24 protein-coding genes and 1 tRNA gene are annotated in these 17,926 nt (G+C 51.7%); 13 read left to right on the plus strand and 12 right to left on the minus strand.

Features of this window, described 5'->3' with window-relative positions:
* Positions 1–218: 218 nt before the first annotated feature.
* Positions 219–1,061: a M55 family metallopeptidase gene (locus E3E32_RS00470; protein ID WP_167730844.1), complete on the minus strand. Its 843-nt coding sequence runs from the start codon at positions 1,059–1,061 to the stop codon at positions 219–221.
* A 152-nt stretch (positions 1,062–1,213) separates the two neighbouring features.
* Here E3E32_RS00470 and E3E32_RS00475 point away from each other — a divergent pair, with 152 nt between their 5' ends.
* Positions 1,214–1,453, plus strand: coding sequence for a hypothetical protein (locus E3E32_RS00475; protein WP_167730845.1), 240 nt, complete (start codon positions 1,214–1,216; stop codon positions 1,451–1,453).
* A 2-nt stretch (positions 1,454–1,455) separates the two neighbouring features.
* On the opposite strand, the gene E3E32_RS00480 is transcribed toward E3E32_RS00475, so the two are convergent.
* Together E3E32_RS00480 and E3E32_RS00485 are read right to left on the minus strand one after the other, a co-directional pair.
* Positions 1,456–2,223: a geranylgeranylglyceryl/heptaprenylglyceryl phosphate synthase gene (locus E3E32_RS00480; protein WP_167729738.1), complete on the minus strand. Its 768-nt coding sequence runs from the start codon at positions 2,221–2,223 to the stop codon at positions 1,456–1,458.
* Complete coding sequence (locus E3E32_RS00485; protein WP_167729739.1) at positions 2,220–2,663, minus strand: DUF123 domain-containing protein; 444 nt, start codon at positions 2,661–2,663, stop codon at positions 2,220–2,222. The genes E3E32_RS00480 and E3E32_RS00485 overlap by 4 nt, the downstream gene beginning before the upstream one ends.
* A 61-nt stretch (positions 2,664–2,724) precedes the next feature.
* Between E3E32_RS00485 and E3E32_RS00490 the strand changes: the two genes are divergently transcribed.
* The gene (locus E3E32_RS00490; protein ID WP_167729740.1) at positions 2,725–3,114 is read left to right on the plus strand and encodes a DUF2095 family protein; all 390 of its coding nucleotides are present in this window, start codon (positions 2,725–2,727) and stop codon (positions 3,112–3,114) included.
* A gap of 152 nt (positions 3,115–3,266) precedes the next feature.
* On the opposite strand, the gene E3E32_RS00495 is transcribed toward E3E32_RS00490, so the two are convergent.
* The 6 genes from E3E32_RS00495 to E3E32_RS00520 form a co-directional block, all read right to left on the minus strand.
* Positions 3,267–4,778: an AMP phosphorylase gene (locus E3E32_RS00495; protein WP_167711908.1), complete on the minus strand. Its 1,512-nt coding sequence runs from the start codon at positions 4,776–4,778 to the stop codon at positions 3,267–3,269.
* 127 nt (positions 4,779–4,905) lie between these two features.
* Positions 4,906–5,154: a hypothetical protein gene (locus E3E32_RS00500; protein ID WP_167711909.1), complete on the minus strand. Its 249-nt coding sequence runs from the start codon at positions 5,152–5,154 to the stop codon at positions 4,906–4,908.
* Between the two features lie 90 nt (positions 5,155–5,244).
* Positions 5,245–5,496: a hypothetical protein gene (locus tag E3E32_RS00505; protein ID WP_167729741.1), complete on the minus strand. Its 252-nt coding sequence runs from the start codon at positions 5,494–5,496 to the stop codon at positions 5,245–5,247.
* Positions 5,493–6,272 (minus strand): cell division ATPase MinD, encoded by a 780-nt coding sequence (gene minD / locus E3E32_RS00510; RefSeq protein WP_167729742.1) that lies wholly within the window; start codon positions 6,270–6,272, stop codon positions 5,493–5,495. Before minD ends, E3E32_RS00505 begins: the two co-directional genes overlap by 4 nt.
* 171 nt (positions 6,273–6,443) lie before the next feature.
* On the minus strand, positions 6,444–7,250 hold the full coding sequence (locus tag E3E32_RS00515; RefSeq protein ID WP_167729743.1) for a slipin family protein: 807 nt from the start codon (positions 7,248–7,250) through the stop codon (positions 6,444–6,446).
* A gap of 1 nt (position 7,251) precedes the next feature.
* A complete protein-coding gene (locus E3E32_RS00520) occupies positions 7,252–8,577 on the minus strand; it encodes a nodulation protein NfeD (protein ID WP_167729744.1) in 1,326 nt (441 codons plus the stop codon).
* Between the two features lie 91 nt (positions 8,578–8,668).
* Between E3E32_RS00520 and E3E32_RS00525 the strand changes: the two genes are divergently transcribed.
* The 4 genes from E3E32_RS00525 to E3E32_RS00540 are packed head-to-tail and all read left to right on the plus strand — an operon-like array spanning position 8,669 to position 10,529.
* Complete coding sequence (locus tag E3E32_RS00525; RefSeq protein ID WP_167729745.1) at positions 8,669–8,968, plus strand: hypothetical protein; 300 nt, start codon at positions 8,669–8,671, stop codon at positions 8,966–8,968.
* Positions 8,950–9,777, plus strand: a complete 828-nt coding sequence (locus tag E3E32_RS00530) for a DNA-3-methyladenine glycosylase (RefSeq protein WP_167729746.1) — start codon at positions 8,950–8,952, stop codon at positions 9,775–9,777. The genes E3E32_RS00525 and E3E32_RS00530 overlap by 19 nt, the downstream gene beginning before the upstream one ends.
* Positions 9,774–10,106 (plus strand): hypothetical protein, encoded by a 333-nt coding sequence (locus E3E32_RS00535; protein WP_167729747.1) that lies wholly within the window; start codon positions 9,774–9,776, stop codon positions 10,104–10,106. Before E3E32_RS00530 ends, E3E32_RS00535 begins: the two co-directional genes overlap by 4 nt.
* A 27-nt stretch (positions 10,107–10,133) precedes the next feature.
* Positions 10,134–10,529: a hypothetical protein gene (locus E3E32_RS00540; RefSeq protein WP_167711925.1), complete on the plus strand. Its 396-nt coding sequence runs from the start codon at positions 10,134–10,136 to the stop codon at positions 10,527–10,529.
* 121 nt (positions 10,530–10,650) lie between these two features.
* On the opposite strand, the gene E3E32_RS00545 is transcribed toward E3E32_RS00540, so the two are convergent.
* Positions 10,651–11,136, minus strand: a complete 486-nt coding sequence (locus E3E32_RS00545; protein ID WP_167711913.1) for a type II toxin-antitoxin system VapC family toxin — start codon at positions 11,134–11,136, stop codon at positions 10,651–10,653.
* 60 nt (positions 11,137–11,196) lie between these two features.
* Here E3E32_RS00545 and E3E32_RS00550 point away from each other — a divergent pair, with 60 nt between their 5' ends.
* From E3E32_RS00550 to E3E32_RS00560, 3 genes are read left to right on the plus strand one after another with little or no spacing between them, the layout of a single operon-like run.
* On the plus strand, positions 11,197–11,964 hold the full coding sequence (locus E3E32_RS00550) for a 5-oxoprolinase subunit PxpA (protein WP_167730846.1): 768 nt from the start codon (positions 11,197–11,199) through the stop codon (positions 11,962–11,964).
* 4 nt (positions 11,965–11,968) lie between these two features.
* Positions 11,969–12,655, plus strand: coding sequence for a 5-oxoprolinase subunit PxpB (pxpB, locus tag E3E32_RS00555; RefSeq protein ID WP_167729748.1), 687 nt, complete (start codon positions 11,969–11,971; stop codon positions 12,653–12,655).
* The gene (locus tag E3E32_RS00560; protein ID WP_167729749.1) at positions 12,648–13,649 is read left to right on the plus strand and encodes a biotin-dependent carboxyltransferase family protein; all 1,002 of its coding nucleotides are present in this window, start codon (positions 12,648–12,650) and stop codon (positions 13,647–13,649) included. The genes pxpB and E3E32_RS00560 overlap by 8 nt, the downstream gene beginning before the upstream one ends.
* Before the next feature lie 9 nt (positions 13,650–13,658).
* Here the strand turns inward: E3E32_RS00560 and E3E32_RS00565 are convergent, their stop codons facing one another.
* The gene (locus E3E32_RS00565; RefSeq protein WP_167711916.1) at positions 13,659–14,093 is read right to left on the minus strand and encodes a UPF0179 family protein; all 435 of its coding nucleotides are present in this window, start codon (positions 14,091–14,093) and stop codon (positions 13,659–13,661) included.
* Between the two features lie 27 nt (positions 14,094–14,120).
* A complete protein-coding gene (locus tag E3E32_RS00570) occupies positions 14,121–15,161 on the minus strand; it encodes an NAD(P)-dependent glycerol-1-phosphate dehydrogenase (RefSeq protein WP_167730847.1) in 1,041 nt (346 codons plus the stop codon).
* 73 nt (positions 15,162–15,234) lie between these two features.
* On the opposite strand from E3E32_RS00570, the gene E3E32_RS00575 reads away from it, so the two are divergent.
* The 4 genes from E3E32_RS00575 (at position 15,235) to E3E32_RS00590 (ending at position 17,589) form a co-directional block, all read left to right on the plus strand.
* Complete coding sequence (locus E3E32_RS00575) at positions 15,235–16,044, plus strand: DUF63 family protein (RefSeq protein ID WP_167729750.1); 810 nt, start codon at positions 15,235–15,237, stop codon at positions 16,042–16,044.
* 5 nt (positions 16,045–16,049) lie between these two features.
* The gene (locus E3E32_RS00580) at positions 16,050–16,832 is read left to right on the plus strand and encodes a bifunctional fructose-bisphosphatase/inositol-phosphate phosphatase (RefSeq protein WP_167729751.1); all 783 of its coding nucleotides are present in this window, start codon (positions 16,050–16,052) and stop codon (positions 16,830–16,832) included.
* A complete protein-coding gene (locus tag E3E32_RS00585) occupies positions 16,822–17,433 on the plus strand; it encodes a rhomboid family intramembrane serine protease (protein ID WP_167729752.1) in 612 nt (203 codons plus the stop codon). Before E3E32_RS00580 ends, E3E32_RS00585 begins: the two co-directional genes overlap by 11 nt.
* Positions 17,434–17,481: 48 nt before the next feature.
* Positions 17,482–17,589: transfer RNA gene (locus E3E32_RS00590), tRNA-Met, on the plus strand.
* Positions 17,590–17,926: the final 337 nt, after the last annotated feature.

Here is a 17,926-nt window from a genome sequence, read left to right on the forward strand (position 1 = left end):
AATTAGCTATAATCGACATGCAAACCTTGATCAAACTCAACGGGACTATCGTCCCGTGGGTTGTATATCTAACGAGCACCTTCGCTTCAACGTCGCGCAGGTGAAGTTTGACTAAATGTGCCCCCGGGGAGCGAAGGGAGGTCACAGCTCGCCGAGGCGCTCTCCTCCCCGCGGTTTCCCGGGGGCGTCATAGTGTTAGCCATCCGGAAACTTAAGCTTTACCTCGTGACTATTGCGCTTACACCCGCGGAGGCAAGGGTAAGGAGCTCGAACACCCTGTATGCTTCTTCAACAGTCTTTGCCTTGAACTCGACAGTCTTTCCATCCAGTCTCTTGATGAACGGAAGAAGTTCGGCGGTATCTGCCATGTCGCTCCTCAGGAAGCGGACTTTAACGTGAACTGGCTCTTCTGTCTTGAGCGGCTTTGCCTCGCCATTCTTAAGTCTATCAACGGCTCTGGCAACACCTTCCCTGAGCTCATTCTTCAGCTTCACCATACTAGGGCTCTTGGCAGAGTAGCGCGAGGGCGACTCCTTGAAAACAACTCCCTCCACCCAGGGTGTGAACTTCCTCACATCGTCCTCTATGAGCTTTTTGTCCCCACCTACGAGGATTGCCGGAACATTCCAGCTTCCCAGGAGGTAGGCATTCAGGAGGAACTCGCTAACCTCAACGCCATTGATTTCCAGCCTGTCTATTGAAGCGCCGCTGTATGTGTGGTCAAAGGTTGCATAAGCCGTTCCGGCCTTGGCGTGATAGCCAAGGAAGAGCGCAGCGTCGCTGTCTTTGGCGAAGGCCACCATGCTGAGCGGTCTCGGGAAGCCGCGGACAAGCTCAACGTACTCGGGCATCTCCTCCGGGAGGATGTTCACCATTGGTCCGTGGCTATCGGCAACAATAATTTCATCGAAACCGTTCTCGTGAAGTGCTTCGGCCGTTACTTTGACTATCTCGGTTGCTATTCTCCTGGCCTCAGAGTAGAGAGCCCCCTTTACGAAAAGGTGCTCCCTGCTGACTATGTAAGGCAGACCTTCGAGGTCAAGGGAGATAAAAGCACGCATGGGCACCACCAAAATAAAAATCGAAACGATAAAAGAAAAGTTTTCCGGTGGCTTTTCATAACCTCTGGGAATATTCCTGATGGGATTCGATAATCCACGCTCATGAGAAAGGTTATATAGGTCTTTTTTCATAAAATAAAGTGGTGATGAGTATGCAAATCGTTGAACTTGACATAAAATTGCCCTATGAGGGCAGAGGGAAAATTCTGGGTCGTCTGTATGAGAAGATTAGGGGCAAGATTCGCGACATACACTTCTTCCCGCCTGACGCAGAGGGTATAAGTGAAATTAAAATGGAGATAGTCGAGGATGACGCTCTCAGGCTTCTCGCGGAGCTCAGAAAGATAATCAAAAAGGGAACCATAACCTTCAAAGTGCTCTCCGAAGCTTAATTTTACCCCTTGACTCCTCTTATTATGCTCTCCAGTCTGTTTTTGGCTTCTTCCAGAGAGCCCGCCTTCTCGATTGCCGTTCCCGTGACAATTATATCTGCCCCGGCTTTCACAGCGGTCTTTGCTTGTTTCTCGCTCCTTATGCCGCCGCCGACGATGAGGGGAACGTCGATTACCTTCTTCACGAGGGCTATCATCTCGGGAGGAACCGGCTGCGGAGCGCCGCTTCCGGCCTCAAGGTAAACGAGGCGCATTCCGAGGTACTGGCCAGCCAGGGCATAAGCTGCTGCTATCTTTGGTTTGTGCCGAGGAATGGGCTTTGCATCGCCGACCCAGCCGACGGTTTCTCCGGGCTCTATTATGAGGTATGCCATTGGTATCGGCTCTACTCCGTAGCGCTTGACCTGGAACGCACCCAAAGCCTGAGCACCGGTTATGAAGAACGGATTGGTCGAATTAAGCAGACTCATGAAGAATATCGCATCGGCATACTTGCTTATTCCACCATGAGAGCCCGGAAAGAGTATAACCGGAAGGTTTGAGCTCTCCTTTATCGCCTTCACGACGTTGTCAAGGACTTCTCCTTCGGCTCCGGTCGAGCCACCAACCATTATCGCATCAACGCCGGCCTCTTCACTCATCCGGGCTATCTCTCCAGCCTCCCATACTTTGTCCGCAAAATCGTCTGGGTCGAGAAGAACGAAGTGAAGCTTTTCTTTTTCGAGCTTTTCGTGGATGTAAGCCTCTACCTTCCCAATTTTGACCTTCATTTTCTCTCACCGAATTCTATAATCTCTTCCCTGCTTTTAATCCTTTTCCACTCGAGGCCGAGCCTTTCGAGGATTTCGATGAGCACACTGTCTGGTTCTTTTTCAAAGCGGTACAAGTTGGTGCTCACCCTGACATCTCCGGCGCCAAAACCCTCAACGGGCTCGCCGTACTTCGCAATCTCCAGTGATAATTTCTCCTCAAGTCTCTTCTCGCTCGGTACCAGATATGCCTTCAGAAGCTCTGCTTCTCTCAGCAGGTAATCGATGTGCCAGTGGAACTTCTTCTCCCTCCTGAAATGTCTCTCCACCCGCTTTTCGAGGGAGTTCATGGCAGAGCCAACGTAAACGTAGTAACCTCTCTTCAGGAAGAACTCCCGCCTTTTGGTAGCTATCCTTTTATCCTCTCCGAGTTTGATGACTAGAAAATACGAACCCTTCATGAACCTGGATTCCACTCAGGGTTTATAAACCCTTGACTCATAGTTCCCTCAGGTGTGATGCATGGATGAGAAAAAGAAGAAGCGCCCTATAGATGAGTTCGCCTGGCAGGAGTACGATAAAGGAGAGTTTGAAGAACGCTTTCCAGCTTTGGCGAGGGAGCTTGAGGGGGAGGGCGTTCCGATAGACGCTTACAGAACGGATGAGACTCGGGCTATAGCCGAGGATGATGAGCTCAGGAACTTCTCCGGCTACAACCCAACTGTCATAGACTTCCTGAGGAGATGTGAGACAGACGACGAGGCGCTCGAAATAATCAATTGGATGGAGGAGCGCGGTGAGATAACCCACGAGATGGCCAAGGAGCTCAGGATAACCCTTGTCCAGAAGGGCGTGAGGGCATTCGGTCCGAAGAAGGAGTGGGGTTGGTACGAGCGACACGGGGGGAGGTAAGGCCTATTCCTGCTCCTGCTGTGTCCTCTCAAGGCCTTATTATAACTTTTAAGGGATTGGTTGAATTCCATGATGGAACTTCTCAAAAGATGTCCCGGACACTTGGAAATACAAGATGAGAAGAATAAGACAAGAAACAAAAATTCTCAACCTCAGATGTTGCCGATTCGCTGGAGTACCATTCCCTCGATCCTTATCGGCTCTGCCCTTCTGGCGAAGACTATCGCCTGGTCGAGCCTGGCCTCGCTCTCGGCGTATATAGTGAATAGTGGGTCGCCTTCCTTGACCTTCTCGCCAACCTTGACGTAGAGCTCTATTCCGGCGCCCTTATCCTCCGGCGCTCCGGCGGCCCTTGCGATTCCGGTTATCGCCTTGTTGTCTATTGCGGTGATGTAGCCGCTCGTCGGTGCGGTGAAGGTGTAGGTCTTGTCGCCTATCGGTATTTCCTCCGGCTTGATGTCCGGGTTTCCGCCCTGCTCCTCTATGATTTCACGCATCTTCTGGTAGGCCTTTCCGCTCTCGAGTATCTCACGCGCCATCTTCTTACCCATTCCTGATGGAGCAACACCGCCCATCTCGAGGAGGATTCCAGCCAGGCCTGTCGCCTTCTCTATGAGGCTTCCCGGGCCGGTTCCGCTCATCAGTGCTTGAAGCGCCTCTCTGGCCTCGAGGGCGGGGCCAACGGTGTGGCCTATCGGCTGGCCACCGTAGGTTATCGCGACCTCAACGTACTGGCCGAGCCTCTTTCCGAGCTCTATGAAGTCTCTTGCCAGTGCACGGGCTTCGTCAACGGTCTCTACCTTGACACCCTTTCCGGTCGGGATGTCTATAAGGACGTACTGGCTACCCATAGCGTATTTCTTTGACATTATGCTCGCCAGCATGAGGCCGACCGGATCGATGCTCAGCGCGCGCTCGGCTTTAATGGTAATATCATCTGCCGGAGCGAGGTTGAGCGCGCCTCCCCAGACCATACAAGCACCTATCTTTTCGACTATTCTCTTTATCTCGTCTAGACTGAAGCTGACCTCTGCAAAGACCTCGACAACATCGGCCGTTCCTGCGGCGCTGGTGATGGCCCTCGAAGATGTCTTTGGTATGGTAAGGCCTGCCGCCGCAACTATCGGGACAACTAGGATGTTGGTCTTGTTTCCTGGGACACCGCCAATGCTGTGGACGTCCATGATGGGCTTTCTGTCTATGTCGAGCATGTCGCCGGTCTCTGCCATGGCTATGGTCAGGGCTGCTATCTCGTCCATGTCGAGGCCATTTATCTCAAGGGCAGTGACGAAGGAGCTTATCTCGATGTCACGCAGCTTCCTATCAACGATGTCCTTGACTATAGTCTCAATCTCGACCTTCCTGAGCTTTTCGCCGTTCATCTTCTTCTTTATATAGCGGACGCTCTCAGGGGCCCCGCTGGGTAGCACTGTGACGACCTCTCCCTCGGAAAAGTTGTGGAGTTGGAGTACATCTTTGCTGATTCCGATTTCACCTTCTTTCACGAGGTTGCTTATGGTGACGCTGCCGTATACAGTCTTCTTCCCTGCCTCAAGCTTAACAAGGTCATCCGGGTGGAGCTTTGCTTTCTTCGCCTCTTTCTCATTGATAAACACCGAATACCTCCCGCTGTACATGTCCAGTATCCTAACCTTCGCCTTCATTTTCATCCCTCCATTCACTCACGAGTTCCCAATATTGCGCAAAAGAGTACTTAAATGTTTTCAACTGAAAGACTGTTAAAATGCACCCAACCGTCCATAGGGCTAGGCAGACAAATGTAAAAGAAGGTCAGCCGCTGAGTCCTTGACCGTATTCGACGGTGGGCTGGAACTCTCCATGAAGCTCTCTAGTGCTCAGAAGCACCCTAATTATGTCTGGCACCACAGCTTTAACTGAAGGGGGCAGAAGACCCTCTCCTTTGAGATAGTAGTTCACGACCTCACTCAGTGGGGCGCTTACTAGTTTGCCATTGAAGACATGGACGGCCTTATCATCGACCTCGACTATCCTATCTGGATAGCCGAGCCTGACTTTCATAGCGCCCCACCTCCACTTTAGGATTAGTAGAGAGGGGCTTTTAAAATTTAACGCCACAGAAATGTTTAATAACAAAAGGATTAGAAAAGCTCAGAGGTTCCTGACTTCTTCGTCTATGGATTCTTCGAGGGTCTTCTCCCATTCCTCGATGTCAAAATCGACCAACTCGCTCTCGAGGTCCTCCTTGAGACTGGTGACACGCCTCTTAAGGGCATTCTTGGTTTCTTCGTCGTAAACGACATAGTATGGGTTGCTTTTGGCGGAATAGTAGAGCATCAGCAGCACGATGTTAAGCACTATGAGGATGATAACTATTCCGTAGAGGAGAGCACTGGTCATCATCTCTTCCCTCCGAACAGTGCTTTGAACACTCTCTTGATCGGGCTCTCGGGCTCGGGGGCCTGCCACCTGATACCTGCGAGCTTTGCCGCAAGCTGCTTGATGGCTATCGCAGCTGGGCTGGTTGGGTTCTTGATGACGAGTGGAACACCATAAGCACTGGCGCGCTTGACCTCAGGATCCTCAGGGATCATCGCCAGAACCGGAACTTCAAGAATTGCTTCGATTTCTTCCTGGGTGAGCTCGGTCTTCTCGTTGGTGACTCTGTTGAGGATGGCACCGAGCGGGAGAGTTCCTAGCTTCTCTGCGATGAGTTTGGTCTTGAGAGAGTCAGTAATGGCTGAAATCTCTGGGTTGGTAACGATTATAAGCTCCTTACCTATGAGAAGGGCAGTAACTGATGTCATCTCGAGACCAGCAGGAGCATCGATGAGAACGAAATCTGCCATCTGGCCGATTTCTCTGATTAGCTGCCTGAGTCTCTCAGGCTTGGCCTTTTTTATTTTCTCAAGACTGAGACCACCCGGGATGACCTTGACGCCGGCGGGACCCTCGTAGATTGCATCCTTGAGATCTGCCTCTCCTGCGAGGACATCGTGGAGTGTTATTGGAATGTCTTCCATGCCAAGGACGAGGCTTAGGTTGGCCATTGTGATGTCAGCGTCCAGCAGAATAACTTCCTTTCCAAACTGGGCCAGTGCGACACCCAGGTTGGCAACCGTCGTTGTTTTACCTGTTCCACCTTTTCCAGATGCAAAAACAATTGAACGGCCTTCCAAAGTTGACACCCCCAGTATGAGCGGTAACCGCCCTTTCCTATAAAGCGTTTCTGGGTTTCGATTTTATACGGGCCACTGTTTTGCGTGTATGAAGTATGCTGGCAATACTTTTATTTTTTGCGGTTCGTCCAATCCGGGAAAAGAAAAGATAGAAGAAAAGCTATTCACTACTTACTCTTTCCCAGCTTCTTTTTCGAGTTTTGCTCTAGCAACATCTGCGGTGTCAGCTAGACTCCTGAAGAGCTTGAGCATCTCCATTGGTAGCGGCAGTACTATTACGTTGCTCCTGTCTCCGGCGACGTCACTTATCGTCTGGAGAGTCCTAAGCTGGAGTGCCATCGGGTGCTCAGAGATTATCTCGGCAGCCTCACGAAGCTTCTCGGCGGCCTGTCTCTCGGCATCTGCCAGAAGGATTCTTGCTCTCCTCTCCCTCTCGGCTTCTGCCTGCCTTGCCATGGCCCTCTGCATTCCACTCGGCAGTTCGACATCCTTGATCTCGACGGTGCTGACCTTTATTCCCCACGGATCAGTTGCCTCGTCAATGATCTTTTGGAGCTGAGTGTTGAGCTTCTCCCTCTCACTGAGGAGCTCGTCGAGGTGGGCCTGGCCGATAACGCTCCTTAGCGTTGTCTGTGCAATTTGGCTGGTGGCCATTATGTAGTTGCGGACTTGGGTGACGGTTTTGATCGGATCAATGACGCGGAAGTAGACGACCGCGTTGACCCTGACCGGGACGTTGTCCTTGGTTATGGTCTCCTGAACCGGAACGTCGAGGACGCGCGTTCTGAGGTCCACTATAACAGCTTTTTCGAATATTGGTATGATGAAGAACAGACCTGGGCCTCTTGCTCCGACTATCCTACCAAGCCTGAAGATAACGGCCCTTTCGTACTCCTTGACTATCTTTATGGCGGAGGCCAAAATAATCAAAACAAACAACAAAACAATACCCAAAACCATTGTGCTAATTGCCACCATCTCAATCTCCCTCCTTTTCCACTATAAGAGTTAGTCCCTTGATTTCAACAATCCTGACCTTCTCCCCTGCTGGAATCCTGCTTCCGTCCTTGCTGAGGGCCTTCCAGAGCTCCCCGTGAACCCTGATCATGCCTTCGGGGTTGAGCTCCTGGATGACTTTTCCTCCGGCTCCAACTAGCTCTTCTTTTCCTGATTCTGGTTTCCTCCTGTGGGCTTTCACTGCCGCCGCTGCTCCGAAGGCGAAAAATAGCCCCATTAGTATTGCCATGACGATGATAACTATCCTTAACATTTCGTAAATGGCTCCGCTCACCAGGTACTCACCTCCACCGCTTCCGAAGAGCATTATCCCTCCGAGAATGAATGTAATGGTTCCCGCCACAGTGAAAAGGCCAAAGGTTGGCGTCAGGGCTTCAGCTATGAAGAATATCATTGCTAGGGCTATCAGAAGGAGCCCTGCACTGCTGTAGCCGAAGTATCCGAGGCCTATCAATCCAAGGACGAGCATTATGGCTCCCGCTGTCTCCGGCACGTGCCAACCGGGAGTTAGGAATCCAAAGATTATTCCGATAAAGCCAAGGTTGAGAAGGATATAGGCTATAGTGGGGTCGGTTATGTACTTAACGACGGTGTCCTTGAAAGATGGCTGCAGGTAAACAACGCGCGCATCTTTGAAGTTGAGAACGACTCTTCCCTTTCCTTTGACAGGTATCTTGGTCTCCATCCCATCGGCCTTCTGGAGGAGGTCGTTGACATCGGTCGCTACAACTTCGATAACGCCGTATTCAAGAGCCTCTTGTGAGGTGACGCTTCTGTCCTCAGTGATGAACTGTTCTGCAAGGGTGGCGTTCCTTCCGCTCATCTCGGCCAGCTCGCGCAGATACGCTACGTAGAAGTTGATTATCTTGGGGGGTGCCTCTATTATGCTGCCGTTTGCACCGTAGCCGAGTATTGGCCTGCAGGCCCCAATGACGGTTCCGGGAGCCATGGCTATCAGGTGAGAGCCCAGGGCTATATACGTTCCCGCGGAAGCGGCCATTCCCCCTGAGGGATAGACATAGATTATAACTGGAACCTTGGCGTTCTGTATCCTCATCACTATCTCCTGCATGGCGTCGGCCCTTCCTCCGGGGGTGTTGAGCTCGATGATGATCGCCGATGCATTGGCCTTCTCCGCCTCGCTGATGTACCTGTCGAACTGATCCACGGTGTAGCCGGTTATCATGCCGTCTATTTTGGCAACATAAACTGTGTTGCCCTGAGCATGCGCACTGGGAAGGAACGTGACGAACAAAATGAGCACGAGCAGGACAATCTTTAGCTTCATATCTATCGCCTATTATTAATACTACTACATAGTTTAAATCTTTTGCCTATTTTCCAAAAGTGATTTATATGATTAAGGCCAACTCCAGACCATGAGCCTGAGGGCGCTCGTCAAACTTTATCGAGTCTCGAGGGGTAAGGAGAAGGTGGGGAGAGCCTGGAAACTTGTCCGTGAGGCGGCTAAATACGCTCATTATGAACCGTACTGGGAGTTTCTGAAGGAAACTTTTAACGTTCGCGCAGAGGATATAAAGGAGGCGATGCGCTTTCTGGAGGAATCCGGAGAACTCGAGATCAAACGCTCCACAGATGGTAGGCGTCTTTATGTCTTGACGCTAAAGGATATAAAGGAGAACCCTGTTAAGCTTGACCGATGGCTGGGATTGACCTGAAGAAAACGACCCACGAGATGGTAAAGAACGGCACGTGGAAGTTCGACGGAATCTTCTGGCAGGCCTTTGAGAACGGTCTGGCTGGCTTCGACGGAGAGAACTTCATATTCCCTGATGAATGGGGTAAGCATGAAAGGAAAGAAGCAAAGAACAAGCTGAAATTCATCCTTGGCCTCGATACAGATCTGGACTCCTTTTACAACGAAATGGTCGATTCAAGATTCGCTTTTCTTATCGATGAGTTCTACGGCCTAACAGTTCCCGCCGCCCCAAGCCCGTACCAGGCCCTTGTTGAGGTGGTAGCGCAGCAACAGATTAACTTTGAGTTCGCCCAGAGGACGATAAGGAACCTCGTCAAAATGGCCGGCAAAAGGATTGGTGATCTTTACGCCTTCCCGAGCGCTGAAAAAATAACGTCGCTGAGTGAAGAGGAGCTTAAGAAGGCAAAGCTCGGCTACCGCGCGGGATACATAAAGTTCCTCACGGAGCTCTACCTCAATGGCGAGCTGAACCTTGAGCTATGGGACTGGAGGGAAGAGGACTCCATTAAATACCTCACAAAGTTCCGCGGAATCGGGAAGTGGAGCGCCGAGCTGTTTCTCCTCTACGGTCTAAGGAAGAATGTTTATCCTGCGGGTGACCTGGGGCTGAGAAGGGGGGTAGCAAAGATTTTTGGGAAGAACGTGAAAGAAGTCAAAGAGAAAGACGTCCGCGAGCTCATTGAACCCTACGGAAAGTGGAAGAGCCTTCTGGCATTCTATGTCCTCTGCTATGATAGGAAAACTGAGATGGAGCGGAAGAAAACATGAATGGACTCCAGATAGTCTTGCCCCGTGAGAAGTTCAAATCCCTGAAAGATAAGGACTTCGAGGCTCTTATCGAGGAATGCCTTCCAAAAGTTGATGAAACTTTGAAAGCTGAACGCGAGGAGATTTTGAGAAAGAAAGTCAAAGTGCTGGAGGAGAAGCTCCGCGAGATGAAGGAGGAAATCGAGGAACTGAGAGAGTTTTACGAGAAGGCTTTGAGAGACAAGAAGCTCATGATGAAGGAGCGCAACAGGCTGAGGAATGAGAATGAGGAGCTGAGGAAGAAGCTGGAAGAGAAAAAGAGAGAGCTGGAGAACCTTCATGAATCGTGAACGATTCGTTTATGGGGCGTGAACAAAGTGAAGCTCATAGTCAAACCCGATAAAGGGTTCGGCAAAATTGAGATTGAACTCAGCAACGAGCTCTGGGGGAAAATAGAGAGGCTTAGTGAGGAATACGGCGTTTCTCCAGAGGATGTTATCGAAATCGCCCTTCTCGGAGAGTTTAAGATGCCCAAGGGGGAACTTGAGGAACTTGAAAAGAAGGTTGAAGAACTCGAGGAGAAGGTGTGGGAGCTGGAGAAGGAGTACGCTCCACTGCGCTTCAAGGCTTACGGTGTAAGTGAAGACAACAAAATCCTCGCAATTGAGCTCTCTGGCCTTACCGCTGAGAACAGCCAGCTCAGGCGCTTCTTGAGACTGAAGCCTGAAAGAAACCTCGAGCTGAGAAAGCTTATATCCTACTACCTCCAATGAACGACCGCGGATGATGACAGCGAATTGCACCGAGCTTCGTGATGACGAGGACTGGCCCTGACGCCGCCTGGGGAGGCGGGTGACGAATCCAAGACGGGATGAGGAGAACCGATGATATACCCTATGAGCGCCGACGCCTCCTCGGGCGCTTTCTTGGAATGAGCCTCACGGGGCTCCCACAATCTGGACAGATTCCGTCAGGAGGTTCGCTCGTGAACTTCCTCCCGCAGCCGATGCAGACGTAGTTCCAGCGGATGACCTTCTTTATTCCGCGCTTAAGGGTCTTGAACTCTATCCCAAGAACCCTTGCGATGTTCTGGAGGTTATAGTCGTCAGTGAAGAGCGTTCCCTTAAGCTCGTAAGCCAAGGCGAGGATTTCTATATCTGCTTCGCTCAGTTCCCCGAGCTCGCCGGTTCTTTTGGCCGCTTCCTTAACGGCCTCAATGCTCTCGCGTGAAGGCGTCAGCACTCTAACCTTCCCCGCGTTAATCAGGCCTTCCAAAAAGAGCCTCGACTCGGGGTCTTTAACCTCTTCTACCACCTTGGGGGTAGTTACGCCTTCGACGTCAACCCCCTGGATGAATATAGCGGCATCTATCGCGAGCATGTTCTTAACTCGTGGAAACCCTTTTTTAGATTTGGGTCGAAATGAACCCCGGTGGTGAAGGTGAAGGTTGACCTGAACTCGGACCTGGGTGAGAGCTTCGGCCGCTATAAACTTGGTCTCGATGAGGAAGTCATGAAATACATTACCAGCGCTAACGTTGCCACCGGCTGGCATGCGGGAGACCCGCTCGTCATGAGGAAGACTGTCAGACTTGCGAAGGAGAAAGGTGTTGCCGTTGGAGCGCATCCGGGTTATCCAGATTTGCTTGGCTTCGGGAGGAGATACATGAAGCTGACTCCTGAAGAGGCGAGGAACTACATTCTCTACCAGATAGGTGCGCTTCATGCCTTCACAAAGGCTGAGGGGATGGAACTCCAGCACGTCAAGCCCCACGGTGCCCTTTACAATGCCCTCGTGAAGGATGAAGAGCTCGCAAGGGCCGTGATTGAGGGAATCACCGACTTCGACAGAAGGATTATCTTCGTGATGCTCTCCGGCTCAAGACCGGCAGAGATTGCCGAGGAGATGGGACTAAAGGTTGCCCATGAGGTCTTCGCCGACAGGGCCTATAACCCGGATGGTACGCTTGTTCCAAGGGGGAAGCTCGGGGCGGTAATACACGACAAAGAGCTCATAGCCGAGCGCGTTGTCTCTATGGTGAAGGACGGCGGCGTTAAAGCCATCAACGGGGAGTGGATCGAGCTTAGAGCCGACACAATCTGTGTCCATGGAGACAACCCGAAGGCAGTGGAGATAGCAGCTTATATCAGGCGCGTCCTCGAAGATGAGGGCATCAATGTAGTGCCTATGGGTGAGTTCATAAGGTGAGAGCATGGTCAAGTTCAAACCAGCTGGCGATTTAGCGCTTGTTATCTCCTTCGGCGAGGTAATAGATGAGAATGTAAACAGAAAAGTCCACGCTGTGGCGAAAGCCATCGAGAGGGCTAATCCAGAGTGGCTCATCGAGGTTGTCCCAACCTACTCAACCGTTTACGTCTACTACGACCCGCTCATGGTGAGCTATACCAAGGTCGCCGAGGCAGTGAAACCTTTCCTCTCCGCTGAGCCTGATGAGGAGAAGTCGAGAATAGTCGAGATTCCAACGGTTTACGGCGGTGAATTCGGGCCCGACATCGAGTTCGTCGCTCAATACAATGGCCTCAGCGTGGATGACGTCATCGAGATCCACTCGAAGCCTCTGTACAGGGTCTACATGCTAGGCTTCACCCCAGGCTTTGCCTATCTGGGTGGAATGGACGAGAAGATAGCCACCCCCCGCTTGGAAAAACCGAGGCTGAAAGTTCCCGCCGGAAGCGTGGGCATAGCTGGAAAGCAGACGGGCATATATCCCCTCGAAAGTCCCGGTGGCTGGCGGCTCATCGGCAGAACTCCTCTGAAGCTTTTTGATCCAAGGAAAGACCCACCGACGCTCCTCCAGCCTGGCGACTACGTGAAGTTTGTGCCGATAAGTGAGGAGGAGTTCCGGGAGCTTTACAGAGGGGGTCAGGGCAATGATTGAGCTTCTCCAAGTCCCCTCACTCCTAACCGTCCAGGATCTTGGCAGAACCGGCTACAGAAAGCTTGGCGTCCCAGTGAGCGGCGTCATGGACGAAGTGAGCGCGAGACTAGCCAACTACATAGTTGGTAATCCGGACAACGCCCCGGTTCTTGAGTTCCCCCTTGCGGGCCCAACCATCCGCTTCAACGCTTCGGCAGTTTTCGCGGTAGCTGGAGACGTTGAGGCCAGACTCAACGGGGTTCCGATTGAGCCGTGGGCGAGCCACTGGGCAAAGAGGGGCGATGTTCTTGAGGTCGGAACGCTGAAGAGTGGCCTCTATGGCTACATTGCCTTCGCCGGTGGAATAAGGTGTGAAAAACTCTTGGGAAGCTGTTCGACCTATGCAAAAGCTCACCTCGGAGGACCCCTAAAGGCTGGCGATAGGCTAAGCCTTGGATACGCGATTCTGACCGGAAAGGAGGGCAGGTACCTCCCCCGGGAGCTGAGGCCCGATTATTTGGCAAAGGAGAAAGTTATCCGCGTAATCCTCGGGCCGAACCTTGACCACTTTACCGAACACGGAATAGAAACCTTTCTGAGCGAGACCTACACGGTAACCCCCGAATCCGACAGGATGGGCTACCGCCTCGACGGACCGGTGATAGAGCACTCGGAGAAAGGAGCCGACATCGTAACGGACGCCGTTCCAATCGGCTCAATTCAGGTTCCGGCAAACGGGAAGCCGATAATCATGATGGCTGATGCCCAAACCACTGGCGGCTACGCGAAGATAGGGGTAGTTGCTCGGGTTGAGGTTCCGCTGGTAGCTCAGAGCAGACCGGGTGAGAGGCTGAGGTTCAAAGCGGTGAGTGTCGAAGAAGCACATGAACTTTTAAGGAGGCGCGAGAAGATGATGACAGTGATAAAAGCCTTTCTTAATGGAGAGCTCAGGGCGTACAGGATCAAAACAGGAGGAGAAGAGTTGATAGCGTTTGCAGAAGTAGAAAAAGAATAGAAGAGGGCGTCACTCCTTTTTCCTCATTACTTTGACGAGCTTGTAGGTTCTTCCGTTGCACTCCACATCGCCGAGGATTTCTATGATTTTGACGCTGTCGCCCTCGAAGAGCCCCTCCGGACGGAACAGGTCACGTTTCTCCGGGTCACTGCAGTCCACGAAGCTCAGCTTTATCACAGAACCCGCTATGGCCAGCCTTGGTTCGATGGCTATCTCGATGGAAGGCTCCACAACCTCGACGACCCTGACCTTGCCCTCGTGGAGAGGGCAGGAGTGCGAGGGCATGCTCCTTACGCGCAGAATCTTGTAGCGCCTTCCTGGTTCAAGGTTTCCAACGCAGACCCCTGCGAGCTTACAGGTCCTGCACGGTTCTGCTGGGCCGTAATATATGAATTCAACCCCAGGCCTTGCCAGTTTTTCCCCGACTAACGTGATTATTGCCATTCCAAACACCTCCATGAATGATGATCCTTAGATGACTCCTGTGATTTTAGCGGCCTTTTCGGCTGCCTCCCTCGTCAGGCCATCCTTTCCGAAGATTGTATAGCGCTCTGGCCTTATCGTGTGAGCAATCGTGAGCGCCTCGATGATATACTCGGGGTCAATTCCCAACTCATATGCGTTAGTTGGTGCTCCCACCTTCTTTAAGGTTTCCCTAATTTTCTCCCATCTAAGGCCATGAAGGTAGGCCACTATTATGGTCCCTACTCCGCACTGTTCGCCATGCAGAGCCGGTTTCGGCGCTATCATGTCGAGCGCGTGGCTGAATAGGTGCTCAGCGCCGCTTGCCGGCCGTGAGGAACCGGCTATGCTCATAGCAACGCCGCTCGAGATTAAACCCTTTATGACCTTTCTCACGCTATCCTCGTTGCCGAGCCGTATGATATCAGCATTCCTTATCACCATTTTGGCGCTCATCAGACTTAAGGAGGCAGCGTACTCGCTGTAGTACTCGCCCCTTATTCTGTGAGCCAGTTGCCAGTCCTTTACAGCGGTGAAGTTCGAGATTATGTCTCCGACACCGGCCGCTAAATAGCGGTACGGGGCGGTTTTGATAACCTCAACGTCGGCTATGACTGCTATCGGGGGAATAGCTTTGATAGAGGTCTTCGCTCCCAAATCCTTTATCGAGGCGTTAGCGCTTGCTATTCCATCGTGGGAAGCTGTGGTTGGAAAGCTGATGAACGGGATACCCGCCTTGAAGGATGCTAGCTTGGCGATGTCTATTATACTCCCGCCGCCAACGGCTATGAGCCAGTTAACGTTTTCGTCCCTTATTTTATCCAGCGTTCTCTCAACCTCGCCCATTGTGGCCTCTCTTACGATGAGCGAACTAACCTCGAAGGCCTCTTTTAGGTTTTTCTCGACGTCCTTCCCGGCGATTTCCTTAGTCTTCGGGCCGTAGAGTATGAGAGCCCTCTTGCCAAGGCTCAGCCTCTTTGCAACGTTAACGACTTCTCCCTTGAGGTTCTCGCCCAGCAACACTTCCCGCGGCAGCTGCATTAAGTGCATCCCCATCACCGTCCGTAGGAACTATGGTGGGAAAAGCTTTAAGGCTATCGGAACAACCGTCTATGGTGGTCGAATGGGTCTCTACGAGTTCTTTTACAGGTACTTCATCGAGCCTATAATCAACAACGAGGGCTACAACATCGTCAATACCTTCGTTTATGCAATAATCCTTGGAATAGCTGTCCTCCTGCTGTACAGGCTCCTGAAGAGGATGGGGATAAAAATAGACGAGCGCTTTTTCAAGGCGCTGATTCCGTACATGATCCTCGGCCCGCTTATGAGGGCAATGACAGATGTGGGAATCCTCCCAAGGACATACTTGACAGTCAGTCCAGGCGGCTACTTCGTCATCGCAGCCTTTGCCCTCGCTTCCCTCTACGTCGTCTGGCGGCACGTTGGGTCAGGGGAGAAGTTTTACCCACTCTACCGCGATTTCGGATACGTCCTCCTTGGTGGACTGGTCTTTATACTGCTGATAAACCTAGACAAGGTCAACTTCAGGTGGGAGGTCTTCAAGTACTTCGTGCCAATTCTTATCGCCGCGGAAGCATTCGTATGGGTGCTCTCGAAAAAGGTCAAGCTTGTGGGAGACAACTCGCTTCTCTTTTACACCCACTTCTACGACGCGACCACTACCTTCGTGGGAATTCAGTTCTTCGGTTTCTGGGAGCAACACGTTTTAGCCAGAAAACTCATGGAGCTCTCCGGTACTCCCGCGGTGATTTATCCCGAGAAGCTCCTCATACTGCTCCCAATAGTCTGGATACTCGACAGGGAGATGAAGGATGAAGATCCGGAGCTGATAAACTTCGTCAAGCTCGCAATGTTCATACTTGGCTTTGGACCCGGGACTAGGAATCTGTTGATAACCCTGATGGGGTGATACGTATGGAAAAATTTGGTGAGATCTCCTGGAACGAAGTGGCCATTGAGATGGCCAAGGAGGTTGAGAAGGTTGTAATGCCTCTCTTTGGAACCCCAAAGGCTGGGGAAACTATTGGGACTAACGTGAGCGGTGACGTCACTAAGTACGTTGACAAAGTGGCCGAGGACATCGTCTTGGGCAGACTGCAGCCCCTCGACGTCAACATCGTGAGCGAGGAGATCGGACTCATAGACAACGGGAGCGATTACACGGTTGTCGTCGATCCCATAGACGGCTCCTACAACTTCGCCGCGGGGATACCTATATTTGCTTTCAGCTTTGCCGTCTTTGCAGGTAGAAAGCCAGTCTATGGCGCGATATATGAGTTCGTTACCAAACATTTCTATGAGGGCATTCCTGGAAACGGCGCCTTCATGAACGGAGAGAGGATACACGTTAGAAAGCCGGAACGTGGAAAGGAAGCACTGAGCTTCTACACGCGCGGAAGGTGCATACGCCTCATAAAGAAGGTCAAACGCGTCCGTGTTCTTGGAGCTATAGCAGTTGAGCTGACTTACCTCGCTAAGGGGGCTCTCGACGGCGTTCTCGACATAAGGAATTACGTTCGCCCAACGGACATAGCGGCGGGAGTTATAATTGCAAGGGAAGCCGGCGCGATAGTGACGGATGAGAAGGGAAACGAGCTCAAGCTCAACCTCAGCGCCACGGAGACAACCAATCTAATAGCTGTGAATGACAGCTATTTACTTGACCTAATTCTGGAGGAGCTCGCCAATGACCTTTAAAGGCTCCACAATGAAATACGGGAAGGTCACAACGGCGCTCTTCGCGATCAACGTTGCCGTTTACATTTTCGAGGCCATACTGAGCGGTAACCCCATAGACATCAGCATCGAGGTTCTTGCCAGAATCGGTCAGTGGAACTATGCAGTCCTTAATGGTGCCTGGTGGCAACTCTTCACCGCCATGTTCGTTCACGTGGGAATACTTCACATAGTCTTCAACATGTACTTCCTCCTTATGCTTGGCAGTCAGCTGGAACGCCTTTTCGGGGGCAGGGTTCTTGTCTTTACTTACTTGGCCGCTGGTCTTGTCGGTAATCTGGTCACGCTCTTCCTCCTCCCGCTGAACTCGATCAGCGCCGGCGCGAGTGGGGCTCTCTTCGGAATCGTAGGCGTTCTGATAATGGTATCGGGGATACTCGGTGGCAACATCCAGAGTGCCTTCGTGAATGCTTTCATCCTCTTCCTGATAAACAGCATGTTTCCGGGAGTAAACGCCTATGCCCACCTGGGAGGCCTCATAACTGGCATCCTGCTTGGTCTCCACTATGGCAAGAAGCTCAAGAAAAAACTCATGGCAATGACCTACAGCTATGCCTGGTGAACGAAAGATTTAAAAATACCCCCCGAAAGGTATAACCCGGGCGCTTGTGCCGGGGTAGCTTAGCCTGGTCAGAGCGCTCGGCTCATAGGGCCGCTCCCCTTCGGGGGAGCCTGAGAAACCGAGAGGTCCGGGGTTCAAAGCCCCGCCCCGGCACCATTAGAAACTTTTGCCAAGCAATGTTGGAGCGAAGCTCCAACACACGGAGAACTTCGTTCTCCGCTGAAGTTTCATCAAAGCTCGTATGTCGCTTTTAATCTGCCAGTTCTCAAGCGGTTTCACGCTTAAAGAGACCATTCTTCGGTGTTTCACCAAAATACGGTGCTCGAAGAGCACCAAAAAAGTGAAACAATTCAAACTGCCTTCTGAATATGAAACCAAACTAAATTTGCTTGAATTCAGAGTACATACAAACTCATTCTTGCCAATCCTCGCAGTTAGAAAACTTTGATCAAACTTTGCCTGCAAAGTTTACTGGCGCAGAGGTTGTTCCATG

This window comes from Thermococcus sp. GR6, assembly GCF_012027415.1.
GTDB lineage: Archaea > Methanobacteriota_B > Thermococci > Thermococcales > Thermococcaceae > Thermococcus > Thermococcus onnurineus.

Excerpts from the sequence above, each read along its gene's own strand:
- E3E32_RS00470 (WP_167730844.1), bottom strand. The coding sequence starts at position 1,061 with ATGCGTGCTTTTATCTCCCTTGACCTCGAAGGTCTGCCTTACATAGTC.
- E3E32_RS00475 (WP_167730845.1), top strand. The coding sequence starts at position 1,214 with ATGCAAATCGTTGAACTTGACATAAAATTGCCCTATGAGGGCAGAGGG.
- E3E32_RS00480 (WP_167729738.1), bottom strand. The coding sequence starts at position 2,223 with ATGAAGGTCAAAATTGGGAAGGTAGAGGCTTACATCCACGAAAAGCTC.
- E3E32_RS00485 (WP_167729739.1), bottom strand. The coding sequence starts at position 2,663 with ATGAAGGGTTCGTATTTTCTAGTCATCAAACTCGGAGAGGATAAAAGG.
- E3E32_RS00490 (WP_167729740.1), top strand. The coding sequence starts at position 2,725 with ATGGATGAGAAAAAGAAGAAGCGCCCTATAGATGAGTTCGCCTGGCAG.
- E3E32_RS00495 (WP_167711908.1), bottom strand. The coding sequence starts at position 4,778 with ATGAAGGCGAAGGTTAGGATACTGGACATGTACAGCGGGAGGTATTCG.
- E3E32_RS00500 (WP_167711909.1), bottom strand. The coding sequence starts at position 5,154 with ATGAAAGTCAGGCTCGGCTATCCAGATAGGATAGTCGAGGTCGATGAT.
- E3E32_RS00505 (WP_167729741.1), bottom strand. The coding sequence starts at position 5,496 with ATGATGACCAGTGCTCTCCTCTACGGAATAGTTATCATCCTCATAGTG.
- E3E32_RS00515 (WP_167729743.1), bottom strand. The coding sequence starts at position 7,250 with ATGGTGGCAATTAGCACAATGGTTTTGGGTATTGTTTTGTTGTTTGTT.
- E3E32_RS00520 (WP_167729744.1), bottom strand. The coding sequence starts at position 8,577 with ATGAAGCTAAAGATTGTCCTGCTCGTGCTCATTTTGTTCGTCACGTTC.
- E3E32_RS00525 (WP_167729745.1), top strand. The coding sequence starts at position 8,669 with ATGAGCCTGAGGGCGCTCGTCAAACTTTATCGAGTCTCGAGGGGTAAG.
- E3E32_RS00530 (WP_167729746.1), top strand. The coding sequence starts at position 8,950 with ATGGCTGGGATTGACCTGAAGAAAACGACCCACGAGATGGTAAAGAAC.
- E3E32_RS00535 (WP_167729747.1), top strand. The coding sequence starts at position 9,774 with ATGAATGGACTCCAGATAGTCTTGCCCCGTGAGAAGTTCAAATCCCTG.
- E3E32_RS00545 (WP_167711913.1), bottom strand. The coding sequence starts at position 11,136 with ATGCTCGCGATAGATGCCGCTATATTCATCCAGGGGGTTGACGTCGAA.
- pxpB (WP_167729748.1), top strand. The coding sequence starts at position 11,969 with ATGGTCAAGTTCAAACCAGCTGGCGATTTAGCGCTTGTTATCTCCTTC.
- E3E32_RS00560 (WP_167729749.1), top strand. The coding sequence starts at position 12,648 with ATGATTGAGCTTCTCCAAGTCCCCTCACTCCTAACCGTCCAGGATCTT.
- E3E32_RS00565 (WP_167711916.1), bottom strand. The coding sequence starts at position 14,093 with ATGGCAATAATCACGTTAGTCGGGGAAAAACTGGCAAGGCCTGGGGTT.
- E3E32_RS00570 (WP_167730847.1), bottom strand. The coding sequence starts at position 15,161 with ATGCACTTAATGCAGCTGCCGCGGGAAGTGTTGCTGGGCGAGAACCTC.
- E3E32_RS00575 (WP_167729750.1), top strand. The coding sequence starts at position 15,235 with ATGGGTCTCTACGAGTTCTTTTACAGGTACTTCATCGAGCCTATAATC.
- E3E32_RS00580 (WP_167729751.1), top strand. The coding sequence starts at position 16,050 with ATGGAAAAATTTGGTGAGATCTCCTGGAACGAAGTGGCCATTGAGATG.
- E3E32_RS00585 (WP_167729752.1), top strand. The coding sequence starts at position 16,822 with ATGACCTTTAAAGGCTCCACAATGAAATACGGGAAGGTCACAACGGCG.